This window comes from Cellulomonas persica (assembly GCF_007989825.1).
GTDB classification, from domain to species: domain Bacteria; phylum Actinomycetota; class Actinomycetes; order Actinomycetales; family Cellulomonadaceae; genus Cellulomonas; species Cellulomonas persica.
The window spans coordinates 83,468-101,223 of sequence record NZ_BJUA01000013.1 but is presented as its reverse complement, the minus strand read 5'-3'; the positions used below and the strand labels follow the sequence as shown (position 1 = coordinate 101,223).

General features: G+C 74.3%; 13 protein-coding genes. 3 read left to right on the top strand and 10 right to left on the bottom strand.

Annotated elements, in window-relative coordinates; genetic code table 11:
- The 10 genes from CPE01_RS13095 to mraZ all read right to left on the bottom strand — a co-directional run.
- A partial coding sequence (locus tag CPE01_RS13095; protein ID WP_186811539.1) for a UDP-N-acetylglucosamine--N-acetylmuramyl-(pentapeptide) pyrophosphoryl-undecaprenol N-acetylglucosamine transferase occupies nucleotides 1–1,237 on the bottom strand: 1,237 nt, incomplete at its 3' end.
- Nucleotides 1,238–1,247: 10 nt separating this feature from the next.
- Nucleotides 1,248–2,585, bottom strand: coding sequence for a putative lipid II flippase FtsW (ftsW, locus tag CPE01_RS13090; RefSeq protein ID WP_307723704.1), 1,338 nt, complete (start codon nucleotides 2,583–2,585; stop codon nucleotides 1,248–1,250).
- The gene (gene murD, locus CPE01_RS13085) at nucleotides 2,582–4,060 is read right to left on the bottom strand and encodes a UDP-N-acetylmuramoyl-L-alanine--D-glutamate ligase (RefSeq protein WP_146807261.1); all 1,479 of its coding nucleotides are present in this window, start codon (nucleotides 4,058–4,060) and stop codon (nucleotides 2,582–2,584) included. Before murD ends, ftsW begins: the two co-directional genes overlap by 4 nt.
- Nucleotides 4,061–5,143, bottom strand: a complete 1,083-nt coding sequence (gene mraY, locus CPE01_RS13080; protein ID WP_146807260.1) for a phospho-N-acetylmuramoyl-pentapeptide-transferase — start codon at nucleotides 5,141–5,143, stop codon at nucleotides 4,061–4,063.
- Nucleotides 5,140–6,612: a UDP-N-acetylmuramoyl-tripeptide--D-alanyl-D-alanine ligase gene (locus CPE01_RS13075; RefSeq protein ID WP_146807259.1), complete on the bottom strand. Its 1,473-nt coding sequence runs from the start codon at nucleotides 6,610–6,612 to the stop codon at nucleotides 5,140–5,142. The genes mraY and CPE01_RS13075 overlap by 4 nt, the downstream gene beginning before the upstream one ends.
- On the bottom strand, nucleotides 6,609–8,204 hold the full coding sequence (locus CPE01_RS13070; protein ID WP_186811536.1) for a UDP-N-acetylmuramoyl-L-alanyl-D-glutamate--2,6-diaminopimelate ligase: 1,596 nt from the start codon (nucleotides 8,202–8,204) through the stop codon (nucleotides 6,609–6,611). Before CPE01_RS13070 ends, CPE01_RS13075 begins: the two co-directional genes overlap by 4 nt.
- Before the next feature lie 62 nt (nucleotides 8,205–8,266).
- Nucleotides 8,267–10,117 (bottom strand): peptidoglycan D,D-transpeptidase FtsI family protein, encoded by a 1,851-nt coding sequence (locus CPE01_RS13065; RefSeq protein WP_246783935.1) that lies wholly within the window; start codon nucleotides 10,115–10,117, stop codon nucleotides 8,267–8,269.
- Nucleotides 10,118–10,200: 83 nt separating this feature from the next.
- Nucleotides 10,201–10,635: a cell division protein FtsL gene (gene ftsL, locus CPE01_RS13060; protein WP_146807258.1), complete on the bottom strand. Its 435-nt coding sequence runs from the start codon at nucleotides 10,633–10,635 to the stop codon at nucleotides 10,201–10,203.
- The gene (gene rsmH, locus CPE01_RS13055; protein ID WP_146807257.1) at nucleotides 10,632–11,672 is read right to left on the bottom strand and encodes a 16S rRNA (cytosine(1402)-N(4))-methyltransferase RsmH; all 1,041 of its coding nucleotides are present in this window, start codon (nucleotides 11,670–11,672) and stop codon (nucleotides 10,632–10,634) included. Before rsmH ends, ftsL begins: the two co-directional genes overlap by 4 nt.
- Nucleotides 11,673–11,902: 230 nt before the next feature.
- Entirely contained in the window at nucleotides 11,903–12,340 is a 438-nt protein-coding gene (gene mraZ / locus CPE01_RS13050) for a division/cell wall cluster transcriptional repressor MraZ (protein WP_146807268.1), read from the bottom strand.
- 589 nt (nucleotides 12,341–12,929) lie between these two features.
- On the opposite strand from mraZ, the gene CPE01_RS13045 reads away from it, so the two are divergent.
- Genes CPE01_RS13045 through CPE01_RS13035 form a run of 3 tightly spaced genes read left to right on the top strand, consistent with a single transcriptional unit; the run spans nucleotide 12,930 to nucleotide 17,583 of the window.
- Entirely contained in the window at nucleotides 12,930–13,961 is a 1,032-nt protein-coding gene (locus tag CPE01_RS13045) for an AAA family ATPase (RefSeq protein WP_146807256.1), read from the top strand.
- Nucleotides 13,961–15,211, top strand: coding sequence for a DUF58 domain-containing protein (locus CPE01_RS13040; RefSeq protein ID WP_146807255.1), 1,251 nt, complete (start codon nucleotides 13,961–13,963; stop codon nucleotides 15,209–15,211). Before CPE01_RS13045 ends, CPE01_RS13040 begins: the two co-directional genes overlap by 1 nt.
- Nucleotides 15,208–17,583: a transglutaminase TgpA family protein gene (locus CPE01_RS13035; protein ID WP_146807254.1), complete on the top strand. Its 2,376-nt coding sequence runs from the start codon at nucleotides 15,208–15,210 to the stop codon at nucleotides 17,581–17,583. Before CPE01_RS13040 ends, CPE01_RS13035 begins: the two co-directional genes overlap by 4 nt.
- The last annotated feature ends 173 nt before the right edge of the window (nucleotides 17,584–17,756 follow it).

Here is a 17,756-nt window from a genome sequence, read left to right as displayed (position 1 = left end):
CGTCGCCGGAACCGGTGCGACCCGACTCCGTCGGGCCCGACGGCTCGTCGGAGTCGGTCGGGCGCGACGGTTCGGCGACGGAGGCGGCCCGGCGCCCGGCAGCGGACGCCGCAGGAAGCTGGGCCTCGACGAGCTCGACCACGCGGCCCGACGCGTCGGGCACGCCGACGGACGCGGCTGCGGCCGCCATCCGCGCACGCGCCTCGGTGGCCTGCGGGCCGACGAGCAGCGCGGGCAGGTGTGCGCGGACCCACGCCGCGTCGAGGTCGGCGTCGTCGACGAGCAGCGCACCGCCCGCCGCGACCACGGGCTCGGCGTTGCGCCGCTGCTCGCCGTTGCCGATCGGCAGCGGCACGTAGACGGCCGGCAGCCCGAGCGCGGCCACCTCGCAGACCGTCCCGGCACCGGCGCGGCCGAGCACGAGGTCGGCGCACGCGAGGGCGAGGTGCATCTCGTCGAGGTACTCGCGCACGTGGTAGCGCGCGACGAGGTCGCGCTCGAGCGTGAGGGCGTCGCGCGCGGCCACCACCGGGCCGGACTTGTCCCGGCCGGTCAGGTGCAGCACCTGCACGCCCGCGGCGAGCAGGTCGCCCGCGGCACCCGCGAGCGCCGCGTTGATGCTCGCGGCGCCGAGCGAGCCACCCGTGACGAGCAGCGTCGGGAGCTCGGGGTCGAGGCCGAGCGCGACGGCCGCCCGGGCGCGTGTCCCCGCGGCGTCCTGCGCGCGCTGCTCGACGAGCGCGGCCACCGGCCCGCGCAGCGGCAGGCCCGTGACCACCGCACCGGGCAGCGACGTGCCGGGGAACGTCACCGCGACCGCGCGGGCCCAGCGTGCCCCGAGCCGGTTCGCGAGCCCGGGACGGGCGTTCTGCTCGTGCACGACGACCGGGACGTCGCGCCGTCGGGCGGCGAGGTACGCGGGCGTGGCGACGTAGCCGCCGAAGCCGACGACGACCTGAGCGCCGCTCTCGTCGATCGCCCGGCCGGCCGCCTCGATCGCGGCACGCAGGCGCGCGGGCAGGCGCAGCAGGTCGAGCGACGGACGGCGCGGGAGGGGCACGCGGGGCACGACCGCGAGCGGCAGCCCGGCCAGCGGCACCAGCCGCGCCTCGAGGCCCTCGGCCGTGCCGAGCACGGTGAGCGTCGCGTCCGGGTGCCGACGACGCAGCTCACCGGCGACCGCGAGCAACGGGTTGACGTGGCCGGCGGTGCCGCCCCCCGCCAGGAGGACGGACACGGGGCGCGCGTCAGGCACGGCCACCACCTCTCGAGGACCGGGGCGCGTCGTCGCGCGCACCACGTGAGCTGCGGCCGGAGGACGCTCGACCGAGACCGACGACGGCCAGCGAGCGCCGTACGACGCCCGCCCGTGCGGCGAGCGCGTCCGCGGCACCGGGCTCGTCCCGGGCGAACGCCACGACGACGCCGAGCGCGGCCATCGTCATGATGAGCGCGGAGCCGCCCGCAGAGACCAGCGGGAGCGGCACGCCGATGACGGGTGCGAGCCCGATCACGACCGCGATGTTGATGAACGCCTGGCCGACCACCCAGGCGAGGATCCCGCCGGTCGCGATCTTCACGAACGGGTCCGGGTGGCGCATGATCACGCGGACCATCGCGAACGCGAGCAGGCCGAACAGCCCGAGCACGACGAGCGTGCCGACGAGCCCGAGCTCCTCGCCGAGGATCGCGAAGATGAAGTCGTTGTGCGCGGCGGGCAGGTACGACCACTTCTCGCGGGACTGCCCCAGGCCCAGGCCGCCGATGCCCCCGCTCGCGAGGCCCCAGCTGCCGTGCAGCGTCTGGTAGCAGTCCGCCGACGCGCTGCACTCGTCGCCGCCGAGCCAGTTCGAGATGCGGCCCATGCGGTTGTCGCTCAGCAGCACCAGCGCGGCGACCGCGGCGCCTGCGAACACGCCCGCGACCGCGAACATCCGTAGCGGCACACCCGCGACGAACAGGGCACCCGCCACCAGGATGAACAGCACGAGCGCGGTGCCCAGGTCGTGACCGAGCAGGACCGCACCGATCGCGACGCCCGCCACCGGCACGGCCGGGATGAAGACGTGCTTCCACTCCTGCAGGTACTGCTGCTTGCGCGCGAGCACCGCGGCGAGCCAGAGCGCGAGCGCGAGCTTGATCGTCTCGGAGGGCTGCGCGGAGACGCCGCCAGGCAGGCAGACCCAGTTGGTGTTGCCGCCCTTGCCGCAGCCGAGCCCGAGGAAGATGAGCGACTGGAACGCGAGCGCCGCGCCCAGCGCGGGCCACGCGATCGCGCGGAAGAAGCGCACCGGCATCCGGGCGAGCACGATCGCGACCGGCAGCCCGAGCAGCGCGTACTTCGCCTGGTCGAAGAAGACCGCGTACGCGTTGCCCGACTTCTCGAGCGACTCGACGCTCGAGCTGGACAGCACCATGACGAGGCCGATCACGAGCAGCAGAGAGCTCGCGCCGATGAGCACGTAGTAGCTCGTGACGACGCTGTTCCACTGACCGAGCACCGACCCACGGACGGTCTGCCCCCCGGTGGACTCGTCGGCGGGGAGGGACGCGGTGGTCCGGCCGCCGGCCGGCACGGCGCTCACGCGCGACCGCCCGTCCGCTCGCCTCCCTCGCCCACCGCGGCACGCGCAGCCGCGGCGAACGCGTCACCGCGGGCGGCGTACGAGGCGAACTGGTCCATCGAGGCGCACGCGGGGGCGAGCAGCACCGTGGCGCCGGACGCACCCGCGGTGCGGACCAGCGAGCGCGCAGCGGCCACGGCGGAGGTCATCACGTCCCCAGTCTCACCGGGGACGATCTCGACGACGGGGACATCGGGCGCGTGTCGGGCGAGCGCGTCACGCAGCGGCTCGCGGTCGACGCCGATCAGCACGACGCCGCGCAGCCGGTCGCGGCGGGTCCGGACGAGCTCGTCGAACCGCGCGCCCTTGGCCAGCCCGCCCGCGATCCACACGACGCTGCCGGGCGCGAACGCGCCGAGGGACGCCGCCGCGGCGTGCGCGTTGGTTGCCTTCGAGTCGTCGACGTAGGACACCGGGCCGTCGGGCGTCGACTCGTGCGCGACCGTCTCGATGCGGTGCCGACCCGGGTCGAAGGCCCGTAGCCCGTCGCGCACCGCCACCGGCTCGACGCCGTGGGCGAGCGCGAGCGCCGCCGCGGCGAGCGCGTCCGCGACCACGTGACGCGGCACGGTGCCGTCCGGCCCGGCGTGCGCGCGCAGGTCGTCGAGCGTCGCGAGCTCTGTGGCGTGCGTGTGCCGCAGCCGGGCGAACCCGCGGTCGACGAGGACGTCCTCGACGAGGCCGATCTGGCCGACCGACGGCGTCGCCGTGGTGAACCCGACCGCGACCGCACCGTCCACGACGTCGGCGTCGCGCACCATCTGCTCGGTGCGCGGGTCGGCCACGTTGTAGACGCACGCGAGCTGGGCGCGCTCGTACACGCGCGCCTTGTCCGCCGCGTACGCCTCGAGCGAGCCGTGCCAGTCGAGGTGGTCGGGCGCGACGTTGAGCACGGCGGCGGCCTGCGCCGACATCGAGTGCGTGAAGTGCAGCTGGAAGCTCGACAGCTCGACCGCGAGCACGTCGAGCGACGCGTCGGTGGCGGCGTGCGTGATCGGCGTGCCGACGTTGCCGACCGCGAGCGCGGTGCGGCCAGCCGCGGACAGGATCGACTCGAGCATCCCGACGGTCGTCGTCTTGCCGTTGGTCCCCGTGAGCGCGAGCCACGGCGCGGGCACACCCGACGGTCCGGGCACGCGCACGCGCCACGCGAGCTCGACCTCGCTCCACACGGGCAGGCCGCGTGCCGCGGCGGCGGCGAGCAGCGGGTGGTGCGGCGCGAGGCCGGGTGAGGTCACGACGAGGTCGGCGCGGTCCAGACCGCCTCCCGCCAGGTACTCGTCGGTCGCCACCGCGTCGTCGGACGCGTCGTCGACGGGGACCACGCGAGCGCCGCGCGACGCGAGCACCTCGGCGGCGGCACGACCGGAGACCCCCAGCCCTGCGACGACGACCCGTGCGCCCTCGAGGTCCAGCGGTGAGTCGAGCGGTGACACCTAGCCCGCCACCCACTCGGCGTAGAAGATCCCGACGCCGAGCGCGACGAACAGGCCGGCGATGATCCAGAACCGGATGACGATCGTGACCTCGCCCCACCCGCCGAGCTCGAAGTGGTGGTGCAGCGGGGCCATCTTGAACACCCGTCTCCCGGTGAGCTTGAACGACCCGATCTGGATGACGTCCGAGAGCACCTCGAGCACGAACAGGCCACCGATGATCGCGGCGAGGATCTCGGTGCGGGTGAGGATCGACAGGCCGGCGAGGGCGCCACCGAGCGCGAGCGAGCCGGTGTCGCCCATGAAGATCTTCGCGGGGCTCGCGTTCCACCACAGGAAGCCGAAGCACGCCCCGGTGATCGCCGCGGCGACCACGGCCAGCGCGAGCGGGTCGCGCGTCTCGTAGCAGCGTGGTCCGGCCGACGCGAGGATCTGGCACGACTGGTTGAACTGCCACACGCACACGACGACGTACGCGCCGAAGACGATGAGCGAGACGCCCGTCGCGAGACCGTCCAGGCCGTCGGTGAGGTTGACCGCGTTCGACCACGCGGTGATGAGGAAGTTCGCCCAGATGACGAACAGGACGAGACCCACGGTCGCGCCCGCGAACGCCAGGTCGAGGTTCGTGTCGCGGATGAACGAGATGTTCGTCGACGCGGGCGTGCGGAACAGCTCGTTGGGGAACTGCAGCGCGGCGACCGCGAACGCGATGCCGACCAGCCCCTGCCCGACGATCTTCCAGCGCGCCTGCAGGCCCAGGCTGCGTTGCCGGCTGATCTTGATGAAGTCGTCGAGGAACCCGACGAGCCCCAGCCCCGTCATGAGGAACAGCACGAGGACGCCGGACACCGACGGCCGGGTACCGGTCAGCAGGAGCGCGGCGCTCCAGCCCAGCAGGGTCGCGCCGATGATGACGACGCCGCCCATGGTCGGCGTGCCGCGCTTGGTGAAGTGCGCGGTCGGACCGTCCTGGCGGATGAACTGGCCGTACTGCTTGCGGACCAGGAAGCGGATGAACAGCGGCGTGCCGAGCAGGGCGACGAGCATCGCCACGCCGCCCGAGATCAGGACGGCCCTCACGACGTGACCGCCGTCGCCGCCGGGTGCGTGGTCGGGTCCGTGAGCCGGTCACCGAGCTGCCACAGGCCCGCACCGAACGACGACTTGACGAGCACGACGTCCCCCGGGCGCAGCTCGGTCTCGAGGAACCGCTCGGCCGCGTCGACGTCGTCGACGAGCGCGACCTCGTCGCCCCAGCTGCCCTCGCGGTTGGCGCCGTCGCCGATCGGTCGCGCACCCTCGCCCACCACGACCGTCAGGCCGATGTTGAGGCGCACCACGAGCTCGCCGATCGCGTCGTGCGCGGCGCGCGAGCCCTCGCCCAGCTCGAGCATCTCCCCCAGCACGGCGACCGAGCGCCGGTCGCGACCCGCGACGACCGCGAGCGCCTTCAGCGCGGCGCGCATCGAGTCCGGGTTCGCGTTGTAGGAGTCGTCGATGACCGTCACGCCGTCGGCGCGGTCCACGACGTGCATGCGGTGCGGCGACAGCGCGTCCGCGGCGGTCAGGCTCGCCGCGACGTCCTCGAGCGTGAGCCCGACCGCGAGCGCGGCCGCGGCGGCGGCGAGCGCGTTGTGGACGTGGTGCTCGCCCACGAGCCGCAGCTCGACGCGCGCCTCCTGGCGCTGCGCCGTGCCGTCGGCGACGACGAGCGTGAACCGCGCGCGCCCGGCCCGGTCGACGACCACGTCGGTCGCGCGCACGCCCGCACCCGTGCTCGCGCCGAACGTCACGACCTCACCGGGGGCGAGCGCGGACATCGCGAGCACGCGGTGGTCGTCGGCGTTGAGCACCGCCACGCCGTCGGGCACGAGGCCCTGGACGATCTCCGACTTGGCGCGCGCGACCGCCTCGATCCCGCCGAAGCCCCCGAGGTGCGCCTGCCCGACGACGAGCACGACCGCCACGTCGGGCGGCGCGATGCGCGTGAGGTAGTCGAGGTGACCGGGGCCCGACGCGCCCATCTCGAGCACAAGGAAGCGCGTGGACTCGTCGGCCCGCAGGACCGTCAGAGGCAGACCGATCTCGTTGTTGAACGAGCGTACGGGCGCGATCGTCGGCCCTGCGGCGCCGCACAGCTGGGCGAGCAGGTCCTTCGTCGTCGTCTTGCCCACCGAGCCCGTGACGCCGATGACGCGCAGGCCGCTGCCGCCGGGCTCGAGCGCCGCGAGCCGGAGCCGCGCGAGGACCTCGCGGGCCAGCTCGCCGAGCGCGACCTCGACGTCCGGCACGACGACCGTGGGCAGCCCACGGCCCTCGTCGTCCGCCAGCGGGCGCGCCGCCAGGACCGCGGCGGCACCCGCGGCGACCGCGGTCGCCGCGAAGTCGTGCCCGTCGACGTGCTCGCCGGGCAGCGCGACGAACAGCCCGCCGGTCTCGACCTGACGCGAGTCGGTCACCACCGAACCGTGCACCACGGTGGCGGGCGCGACGGCGTGCAGGGTCCCGCCCGTGGCCGCCGCGACCTCGGCGGCGGTCAGCGCGATCACGCGACGCCCCCGTCACGGGTCGCGGGCTGCGCGTCGGCGAGGCCGTCGGCGACGGCCTGCAGGAAGACGTCTCGGTCGTTGTACCGGTGGAACACTCCGGCGATCTCCTGGGTCGGTTCGTGGCCCTTGCCCGTGACGATCACGGTGTCACCCTCGCCCGCGATCGCCAGCCCGTGGCGCACCGCCTCGGAGCGCGGGGTCACCTCGTGCACGTCCGTGAGGTCGGGTCGCACCTCACGCACGCCGGCCAGGATGGCGGCGCGGATCTCGCCCGGATCCTCCGAGCGAGGGTTCTCGTCCGTCACGACGAGGACGTCGGCGAGCCGTGCGGCGATCTCGCCCATGATCGGGCGCTTGCCCCGGTCACGGTCGCCGTCGGAGCCGAAGACGATGACCAGACGGCCCGGCGTGATCGGGCGCACCGCGTCGAGCGCGAGCACGAGCGCGTCGGGCGTGTGCGCGTAGTCGACGATCGCGAGCGGTCGTCCGGGCGCGCGCTCGACGACGCGCTCCATGCGGCCCGGCACGGCGTGCGCGCCGGCCACCGCCGTGATCGCGACGTCCAGGTCGACGCCCGCGGCGTGCGCCACGACGATCGCGAGCGCGGCGTTCGAGACGTTGACGAGCCCCGGCAGCGGGCTCGCGGCCGTGTGCTCGCGGCCGTCCGGCCCGCGCAGCGTGAACGTCGAGCCGACGCCGTCGAGGCCGACGTCCGCGGCCACGACCGACCAGTCGGCGTCCGCGGCGGCGGGGTCGCCCACGTGCGTGGCGACCGACTCGACCGGGATCTGCGCCTCGCGCACGAGGCGTCGGCCCCACTCGTCGTCCACGACGACGACGCCGCGCCGGCCCTGGCCGGGCGCGAACAGGCGGGCCTTGTCCCGGAAGTACCCGTCCATGTCGCCGTGGAAGTCGAGGTGGTCGCGCTGCAGGTTGGTGAACGCGACGACGTCGAACGTCGTCCCCGCCACGCGGTGCAGCGCGAGCGCGTGCGACGAGACCTCCATCGCGACCGCCGTCGCGCCCTGCTCGAGCGCCCGTGCGAGCACGTTCGTCAGCACGGGGGCCTCGACCGTCGTGCGGGGGCTCTCGATCGCCTCGTCGCCGATGCGCAGCTCGACCGTGCCGAGCACCGCGGTGCTCGCGTGCACCGCACGCAGCGCGGCGTCGACGAAGTACGTCGTCGTGGTCTTGCCGTTGGTGCCCGTGATCCCGACCGTGCGCAGCCGCGCCGCGGGGTGCTGGGCGACCTCGGCCGCGAGCGGACCGGCGAGCGCGCGCGGGTCCGGTGCGACGAGCACGGGCACGCGTGACGCGAGGTCCGCGACCAGCGCACGCCCGGCCTCGTCCGTGACGATCGCCACCGCACCCGCGTCGACGGCCTGGGCGGCGTACGCCGCACCGTGCACCTTCGCCCCGGGCACCGCGACGAACAGCTCGCCGGGCAGCACGTCGTCCGAGGCCATGCTCACGCCGCGCACGACCGTTCCCTCGACGGCCCTACCCGCGCTGACCAGCGAGAACAGGTCCACGAGGACGGCGAGCGGGAGGTCGACGGGATGCGAGGGGCGCATCCGGGCCGTCGAGGTCATGGGGAGGAATCTACCCCGGACCCCCGCCCCCGACGCGCGCTCGACCAGCTCCGCGGGGGTGCTCACCACGTCGTCGGGAACAGCGTCGCCTTGGCCCCCGAGGGCGGCACACCCAGCTCACTCAGGGCGTACGTGCCGATGTCCCGGAAGACCGGCGCCGCGACCACGCCGCCGTACTCCGACGACCGCGGGTTGTGCAGGATCACACTGATCGCGAGGCGCGGCTCGTCCGCGGGGACCACACCGATGAAGGACGCCGTGATGCCCTGCTTGCCGTTGACCCAGTTCTGCGCCGTGCCCGTCTTGCCGGCCACGCGGTAGCCGGGGATGGCTGCGCTCGACCCGGTGCCGTCGTCGACCACGGACTCGAGCATCGACATCAGGGTCGAGGCGGTGTCGTCGGAGATGATCCGCGTGCGCGCCGGCTCGTCGGCGTCCTCGTAGTGACCGTCGGGCGACGTCCAGCCCTTGATGATGTGCGGCTGCACGCGGACCCCGCCGTTGGCGACGGTGGCGAACACCTGGGTCGCCTGGAGCGCGTTCACCGCGACGGCCTGCCCGAACAGGACCGCGTACGGCGTGCGGTTGTTGTTGCGGTCGGCGAACGACCCGGGCGACTCGCCGCGCAGCTCGATGCCCGTCCTCGTCCCGAGGCCGAACCGCTCGAGCCACTGGTAGCGCTGGTCGGTCGTCAGCAACGAGCCGATCTGCACGGTCCCGGTGTTCGACGACTCCGCGAGCACGCCCGTGGTCGTCAGGTGCTGCGTCTCGTGCGGGTGCGAGTCCTTGAAGACCTGCCCGTTCTCGAGCTGGTACTGGTACGGGACGGTCCACTTGTCGGTCGGCGTGACCAGGCCCTCCTCGAGCACCGCGGCCATCGTGATGACCTTGCCGGTCGACCCCGGCTCGAAGATGTTCGAGATCGACGGCGCGAGCGATCCCCCCGACGACGCCCCCGGGTTGTTCGGGTCGCGTGCGCCCGAGTCCGCGAGCGCGAGCAGCTCCCCCGAGGGGATGTCGAGCACGACGACCGTGCCGGAGTCCGCCCCGGTCGCCTTGACCTGGGCGTCGAGCAGGCTCTGCGCCTTCCACGCGATGTCCGAGTCGAGCGTGAGGCGCACCGAGTCTCCCGTGGTCGCGGGCGTGTCCTCGAAGTAGCCGCCGGGCACCTGCTGGCCCTTGGCACCGCGTTCGACGACCTCCGTGCCGGGCGTGCCCTTGAGCCGCTCGTCGAGCGAGGCCTCGAGGCCCTCGAGGCCCTGGCCGTTGGAGTTCACGAAGCCGATGACGTTCCCCGCGAGGTTGCCGTTCGGGTAGACACGGTCGGCGACCTTGTCGATGTTGATCCCCGGCAGGCGCATCTTGAAGATCTCGCGCGCGGTGGTCGGCAGGACGCCCTTGACGAGGTACTTGAACTTCCGGTCGCCGACGAGCTCGCCGCCCAGGACCGCCGGGTCCATCTCGAGCAACGGCGCGAGCCGCCGCGCGACGCCGAGCGCACCGGGTGGGTCCTCGTCGGTGCCGTCGCCGCGGTACTCCCCCACGAGCAGCTGGTTGACCGAGATGTTGTACCGCTCGACGGAGCTCGCGAGAGCGACCCCGTCGCGGTCGGTGATCTGCCCGCGCGCGCCGATCACCGCGTAGGTCGACAGGCGCTTGTCCCGCGCCTGCTGCGCGAGGGACGGACCGCTGATCGCCTGGACGTACACGAGCCGACCGGCGAACGTGGCGAGCAGCAGCACGATCGCGACGACGAGCACGAGCAGGCGCGCGCGCCTGCCGGCGGGTGCGGGCTGCTCGCGCCGGGGCACGACGATCGGCGGCGCACCTGCGCCGCGCGACCGCGTCGGCTTGGCCGCGGGGTCCTGCGGCTCGCGTCCGCCGGGCGCGCGGCGCACCGTCGTGGAGCTCACGTGGCCACTGTGCCCGCTGCGGGGCGCGGCGCCCGGGACGCCACGCGGGCCGCGCGCCGCCGGGCGCTGCGTGACGTCGGTCATCAGCGCCCGCCGGCGGCGGCCTGCACCGCCTTGTCGGACAGCCGGATCCAGCCCGTCCCGTCGGACGGCACCATGCCGAGCTTGCCCGCGGCCTTCGCGAGCTGACCCGGCGACGCCTTCTGGTCGAGCGCGGCCGACAGGTCCTGCGCGTCCTGGTCGAGCCGGCTCAGCTCGTTGGACAGGTCGTACTTCTCGTAGGAGTTCTTCGCCATCTGCGTGTTGAGCAGGAGCGCGGACAGCAACGCGGCAGCGAGCACGCCCATGCAGACGAGGACGAACGGCACGCGCGTACGGCCCTGCGCGGGGGCACGCACGAGTCGCAGGCGGGGCGACGCCTGGCGCGAGGGGGCCTCGAGCGGCGTGGACCGCGCACCCGGGGCGAGCGTGGGGCGTGCGGGAGCGGGGTACGCGCGGGCTGCGCTGCTGGCGCTCATGCTGCCCTCCTCGGAGTCGGTCGCAGGTGGTCGGGGGTGGCGCGGAGGCGTTCTGCCGCTCGTAGTCGCACCGACTGTGAGCGGGGGTTGCGGGCGAGCTCGGCCTCGTCGGCCTCCTCCGCGCCGCGCGTGACCAGACGCAGGTACGGCTGGTGCGTGTCCGGCACGACGGGCAGCCCGGGCGGCGCGCTCACGCTCGCGCCCTGGGCGAAGGCCTGCTTGACCATGCGGTCCTCGAGCGACTGGTACGCCTCGACGACGATCCGCCCGCCGACCGCGAGCGCCTCGATCGACTCGGGGATCGCCGCGGCCAGCGCGTCGAGCTCGTGGTTGACCTCGATGCGCAGCGCCTGGAACGTGCGCTTGGCCGGGTGCCCGCCCGTCTGCCGCTTGGCCGCGGGGATGCTCGCGCGCACGAGGTCGACGAGCTCGCCCGTGCGGGTCAGCGGCGCCTCCTGCCGCGCCCGCACGATCGAGCGGGCGATGCGCGGCGCGAACCGCTCCTCGCCGTACGTGCGCAGCACGCGTGCCAGCTCGCGCTCGTCGTACGTGTTGAGGACGTCCGCGGCGGTCAGACCGGTCGTGGCGTCCATCCGCATGTCGAGCGGCGCGTCGTGGGCGTACGAGAAGCCGCGCTCGGTCTCGTCGAGCTGCAGCGACGACACGCCCAGGTCCATGAGCACGCCCTGCACGGCCGGGATCCCCAGCTCGGCCAGGACGTCGCGGATCTCGTCGTACACCGCGTGCACCGCGGTGAACCGGTCCCCGAACGGCGCGAGCCGCTCGCTCGCGAGCGAGATCGCCTGCGTGTCGCGGTCGAGGCCGACGACGCGCACGTGCGGGAAGCGCCGCAGCACACCCTCGGTGTGACCGCCCATGCCGAGCGTCGAGTCCACCATCACCGCGCCGTCGACCTCGAGCGCGGGTGCGAGCAGCTCGAGGCAGCGCTCGAGCAGGACGGGCACGTGCCGCGAGGCGGCGTCCGACGATCGCGCGTCCGCCGCGTCGTCGGACGGCTGGTGCGTCGGCTCGGTCACGGGTCCCCCCTCTCGCGCTCGTGCTGTCCTGCAGCTGGTGCTGGGCTGGTGTGGCTGGTGGTCGGGCAGCCCCTCCGCCGTCCGACCAGATCCCCCACCGGCCCTCTGCCGCGGGGAAGTGCGGCAGAGCGGTCGGGAGGAGGTCTCGTCGGGCGGGAGCCGGGCCTCGTCGTGCGTGCTGTCGAGCTGCTGTCTGTCGTGTCGTCGGGTGCGCCCCGGGGGCGCCGGGCTCACCAGCGGCCCTGCGGGAAGACCTCCTCCGTGGCGTCGGCGTAACCGGTCTCCTGCTCGGCCAGGTAGGTCTCCCAGGCCTGCAGGTCCCAGATCTCGACCCGCGTGCCCGTGCCGATCACAGCCACGTCGCGGTTGAGCCCGGCGTACTGGCGCAGCACCGGCGGGATCGAGATGCGCCCCTGCTTGTCGGGCAGCTCGTCGCTCGCGCCGGACAGGAACACGCGCAGGTAGTCCCGTGCCTGCTTGCTCGTGACCGGCGCCTGGCGGAGCTGGTCGTGGTAGCGGCGGAACTCGTCCAGCGGGAGCAGGAAGAGACAGCGCTCCTGACCGCGCGTCATCACGAGGCCCTGCGCGAGCTGAGGCCGGAACTTCGCCGGGAGGATGAGGCGGCCCTTGTCGTCCAGCCGCGGCGTGTAGGTGCCGAGGAAGGGCATGCCGGAGCCGAGGACGCCGACGGTCTCATGCGACACACCGCCTCCCTCCGCGGGTTCGACCTCCCGGCCTCGCCGCCTTGCCGACCTCGCCTCGCGGGCCCGTTCCCGGACCCGCTCACCGCCTGGACACCGGTCCGCCGACCGACCTGCGAGTGGCTCCCGGACCCCGTACGGACCTCGTACCGAACCCGTTCACTCCCCGCCTCACCACGTGCCCCCACGCTACTCCACTTTGCTCCACCTGCACCTTCAGATTCCCCGGTTTTCACCCGGACGTGGCGCGTTTGCGCAGGTCAGAGGCGGTGGGGCGAAGTGGAGGGAATCAGCGCGCCCGCGTGCGCCGTACCGGCCGGCGCACCACTGACGCGCCCCGAAATCGACCGTCTCGTCCCGTTCTGACCGGGTTCTGCCGCCCTCTGGTCGGTCGCGCGGGGTGCGCCGTGGAGGGAAGTGGGGCGAGCGGCGCGCGGACGCTCCGCCGACCCCTCGTCGCCACCGGCGGGGGACCATGCGGGTGGAAGTAGGACAAGGCGTCCCCGACCGGGCGGACCGCACCGTAGGCTCGTGCCAGTCCGCCAAAGGAGGCCACATGCTGCAGTCCGTTCCCTCGTCCGACGAGCTCTCGGACCTCGTCGCCACGACCGACCGGATGCGTACGGCGATCGAGCACGTCGTCACCGGTCGTCCCGAGCTCGTGCGCACCACGCTCGCGGTGCTCCTGGCCGAAGGTCACCTGCTCCTCGAGGACGTGCCCGGCGTCGGCAAGACGACGCTCGCCAAGGCGCTCGCGCGCACGATCGACTGCAGCGTCGGCCGGGTCCAGTTCACTCCGGACCTCATGCCGAGCGACCTCACGGGCGTCAACATCTTCCGCACTCAGACCAACGAGTTCGAGTTCCGCCCGGGCCCCGTGTTCGCGCACGTCGTCATCGGCGACGAGATCAACCGCGCGTCGCCGAAGACGCAGTCGGCGCTCCTCGAGTGCATGCAGGAGGGCCAGGCCACGGTCGACGGTCGGACCTACCGCCTGCCGCGGCCGTTCTTCGTCGTCGCGACGCAGAACCCCGTCGAGATGGAAGGCACGTACCCGCTGCCCGAGGCGCAGCGCGACCGGTTCATGGCCCGCCTGACGGTGGGTTACCCGAGCGTCGAGTCCGAGCTCGACATGCTCGACCTGCAGGAGTCGTCCGACCCGCTCGCCGGGCTGCAGGCCGTGACCGACGCCGCGCACGTCGCGCGGCTCATCGACGTCACGCGCCGGCTGTACGCCTCCCCCGCCGTCAAGCGGTACGTCGTCGACCTCGTCGGCGCCACGCGGAACGAGCCGGGCCTGCGCCTCGGTGCGTCGCCGCGCGCCGCGATCCAGCTCCTGCGGGCCGCCAAGGGCATCGCCGCGATCGACGGACGCGACCACGTGCTGCCCGACGACGTGCAGCAGCTCGCCGCGTCCGTGCTCGCGCACCGGCTCCTGCCCAGCACGGAGTCGCGACTGTCCGGGCGCAGCACCGAGTCGATCGTCGCGAGCCTGGTCGAGAGCGTGCCGCTCCCGGCCGCCGGCCCGGCACCCACCGCCGCCACGACCGCGACCGCGGGTGTCGCGGGGACCCGGCGCGCCATCTGATGCTGCTGCGGCCCACGCTGCGGGGCTGGGCGCTCGGCGCGACCGGCCTGGCGCTGATCCTCCTCGGGATCGGCATGGGATCGCGCGACCTCGTGCGGCTCGGCGCGGTCGCGCTCGTCGTCGTCGGGGCGAGCGCGGGCGTGGTCGCCTGGCTCGACGCGGGCGGCTCACGGCGACCGCTCACCGTCCACCGGCTCGTCCTGCCCAACCCCGTGCACGCGGGCGAGCGGGTCGGCGTCGAGGTCCGCATCACGTCCAGCGACCCGTCCGGACGCGCGCGCCTGGCCGGGCTCAAGTTCGCCGAGCAGGCCGCCACCGAGCTGTCCGCCGGACGCCCGCTGCGCGCGCGGGTGCAGCGCTCGTCCGGCGTCGTGCTCGTCTCCTACGGCGTGGACGCCGCGCGGCGCGGCCGCTGGCCGCTCGGACCGCTCGTCGTGACGCGCACCGACCTGTTCGGCACCGTCGCGAGCACGTCCACCCTCGGCGAGCAGGCGGAGGTGACGGTCTGGCCGACCGTGGTCCCGCTCCCCACGCCGTCGGACGTGCTGATCGGCGAGCCCGACCGCGTGGCGCTCGGCGCCCGCTCGCCGTCCACCGACGACGCGTCGCTGCGCGACTACCACGAGGGCGACGACCTGCGCCGCGTGCACTGGCGCAGCAGCGCGCGCCGCGGCGAGCTGCTCGTGCGCTCCGACGAGCGCGCGGGCATGCGCCCGGTCTCCGTGCTCCTCGACCTGCCGAGCCGCGGACCGCACGTGGAGTGGACCATCTCGCTCGCGACGTCGATCGCGCTCGCGATGCTCGAGGCAGGGCACCCCGTGCGCATGCTCGACGGCGTCAGCGAGCACAGCACCGTCACCGGCGTCCCGTTCGTCCACACGCGGCACGACGGCGCGCGCGCCGCGCTGCTCGACCGCACGGTCGACCTCGAGGCGCCGCGCGGGACGACCGAGGCGCAGGCCCGGCTCGTGCGCGCGGCTCACCTGCTCGAGAGCACCGAGGCCGGCGGGGAGATCGTGCTCGGCGTGCTCGGCCCGCTCGGCGCGGGCGCCCGCAGCGCGCTGGCGCACGTCGCCGACACCGCCCAGGGCTGGGCGATCGTGCGCAGCGACCCCCAGCACGCCCATGACCACCGCGAGGCCGAGTTCACGGTCGCCGCGCTGCGACGGGCCGGCTGGCGCGCGTGCGAGGCGAGCCCCGGCGAGCCGCTCCTCGACTGCTGGCTGCGACTGCTCGGGAGCGCGCGATGAGCCCCCTGCACGTCACGACGCCGCGCGGCTGGCGCGCCGCGGTGGCCACCGCACTGTGCGCACTCGCGACGCTGGCGTCGTTGCACGCACTGACGAACCTGCTCGGGACCGTGCCGTGGCGCGGCGCCGTCACGGTGCAGGTGCTCGTCGTCGCCGCGAGCGTGATGATCGTCCGGGCCCTCACCCGGTCCGTGTGGGCACCGAGCGTCGTCGGGCTGGTGGTCGCGTTCGTCGCCGTCCTCCTGCGGTACGGAGCGCCACCCGGACGCCTGCAGCTCGTGCCCGACCTGTCGTCGTGGGAACGCACCGCCGCGATGTGGTCCGAGGGCGTGCACGTCGTGCAGGTCGCGACCGTGCCCGTCGACGTGGTCCGGCCGCTCGAGCTCATGCTCGCGGTCGGCGCCCTCCTCGTGTTCCTCGCCGCCGACCTGCTGGCCGTGGGCCTCGGCATGCCGGCGCTGGCCGGCGTCGCGTTCGCCGCGATGTGGACGCCGACGATCGTCCTCGGCTTCCCCGCGCGCGGCTCCGCGCTGTTCTGGACCGGGCTGCTCTACCTCCTGCTGCTCGCGCTGAGCGTCGCCCCGCGCGGCACGCGCGACGACGACGCTCGACGAGCGGGACTGGCGGGCGCGTCGGCCGCGGGCGTGCTCGTCGTCGCCCTCGTGGCCGGCCCGGTGCTCGCCGGGCTCCCCGGCTGGTCGTCCTGGGGGCTGCCGCAGTTCGGCTCGGGCCGCGGCGGACCCGTCGACCTGACCTCGGACCTCGACGTGCGCGAGAGCCTCGGCAGCCGGACCGACGACGTCGTGCTCCGCTACCAGGTGCGCAGCCTCGACGAGGCGGCGGACGACGAGAGGCGCGAGGACGAGTCCGGGCAGGCCGAGGAGCCCGCGGACCCAGCCACTCCCGCGCCGAGCGCGACCGCGGGAGCGGCACCCGCCGTCAACGCGAGCTCCGTCGGCCCGTTGCGGGCGTTCACGCTGCTGTCGTTCGACGGCCGCTCGTGGCACTCCGACTCGCCGTCCGAGCAGGCCGTCGACGTCGGCGACGCCGACGGCCTGCTCACCTCGGACCCGGCCCTGCTCGGGACCGCCCCCGACCCGTCGCGCGGCACGATCGCGATCGTCGACGCCACGGTGGGTGTGCTCGAGGACCGCCAGCTCCCGATCTCGACCTTCCCGCGCACGCTCGACGTCGAGGGCGACTGGTCCTACGACGTCTCGCGCGACCAGGTCGACGGGGCCGAGGAGACGTTCGAGGGCATGGAGTTCTCGATGACCGTCGAGATCCCCTCCCTCACCGCTGACGAGCTCGAGGACGCCCAGGTCGCCACCACCGGCGACCCGCGCGCGCTCGAGGTGCCCGCGAGCTCGCACGAGGCCGACATCCGCGCGCTCGCCGCGCAGGTCGCGCAGGACGCAGGCGCGACCACGCCCTACGAGCGGGCGCTCGCACTGCAGACCTTCCTGCGCTCGTCGGCCAACTTCACCTACGACACGCACGTCGCACCCGCGCGCACGGACGACCCGGTGTGGGACTTCCTGGAGTCGCGCCAGGGCTACTGCGTGCAGTTCGCGACCGCCATGACCGTCATGGCCCGGTCCCTCGGGCTGCCGGCGCGCGTCGGCGTCGGCTTCCTGCCGGGGTCGGCCACCGGCGGCTCGTACGTCGTCACCGGCCAGCAGTCCCACGCCTGGCCCGAGATCGCGTTCGAGGGCTACGGCTGGGTGCGGTTCGAGCCCACGCCCGCGGTCCAGACCGGCGCCCCGCCGCCCTGGAGCGACCCCTTCGCCAACACCGGCGGCGGTGCGTTCCCCACCGGCGACGTCATCCCGACCGGCGCGCCCGTCACCGGCGGGACGGCACCCGTGAACAACGGGCCAGGAACGGTCACGACGACCGAGGAGACGACCTGGGTGCCGGTGGCGATCACCGTCGCCGTGGTCCTGGTGATCGCGGCGCTGGTCGTGACCGCCCTCACCCGCCGACGCGCACGCGTGCTCGCCGACCTCACGCCGGAGCAGGCCTGGGTGCGACTGCGGCGCGGGCTCGCGCGCCTCGGCGTGCGCTGGACGCCCGCGACGACCCCGCGGGCCGTGGTCCCGGTGGTCGTGCGGCAGGTCGAGCACGCCGCGGGGGGCCCGCTGGACGACGAGTCCGTCGAGGCCCTGCGCTCGCTCGCACGTGCCGTCGAGCAGGAGCGGTACGCCCTGCACGCCGTCGCACCCGAGCCCGGGGCCACCGCGCGGTGGGCCGACCAGGTCATCACGGGCGCCCGAGGGGCGGGCGTGGCGCGCCAGAGCCGGTTGAGCCAGGCCCGGCACGCTGTCCGGGGCCTCGTGCATCGCAACAGCCGCAGCAGCGTCCGTCGCTGAGCCGCGTCTCGTGCCAGGACGGACTCTCGGCCGTCAGGCACGGGGCGCGGCTACGCGCTGATGCCGGCGGCCGATTTCACCCGCGCGTGGCCCACGGGCGGACGCAGGTCGGTCGAGGGTGACCGCTCAGTGAGATCCCGGCCTGGAGCAGCGCAGAACAGGACGAGCGGGGC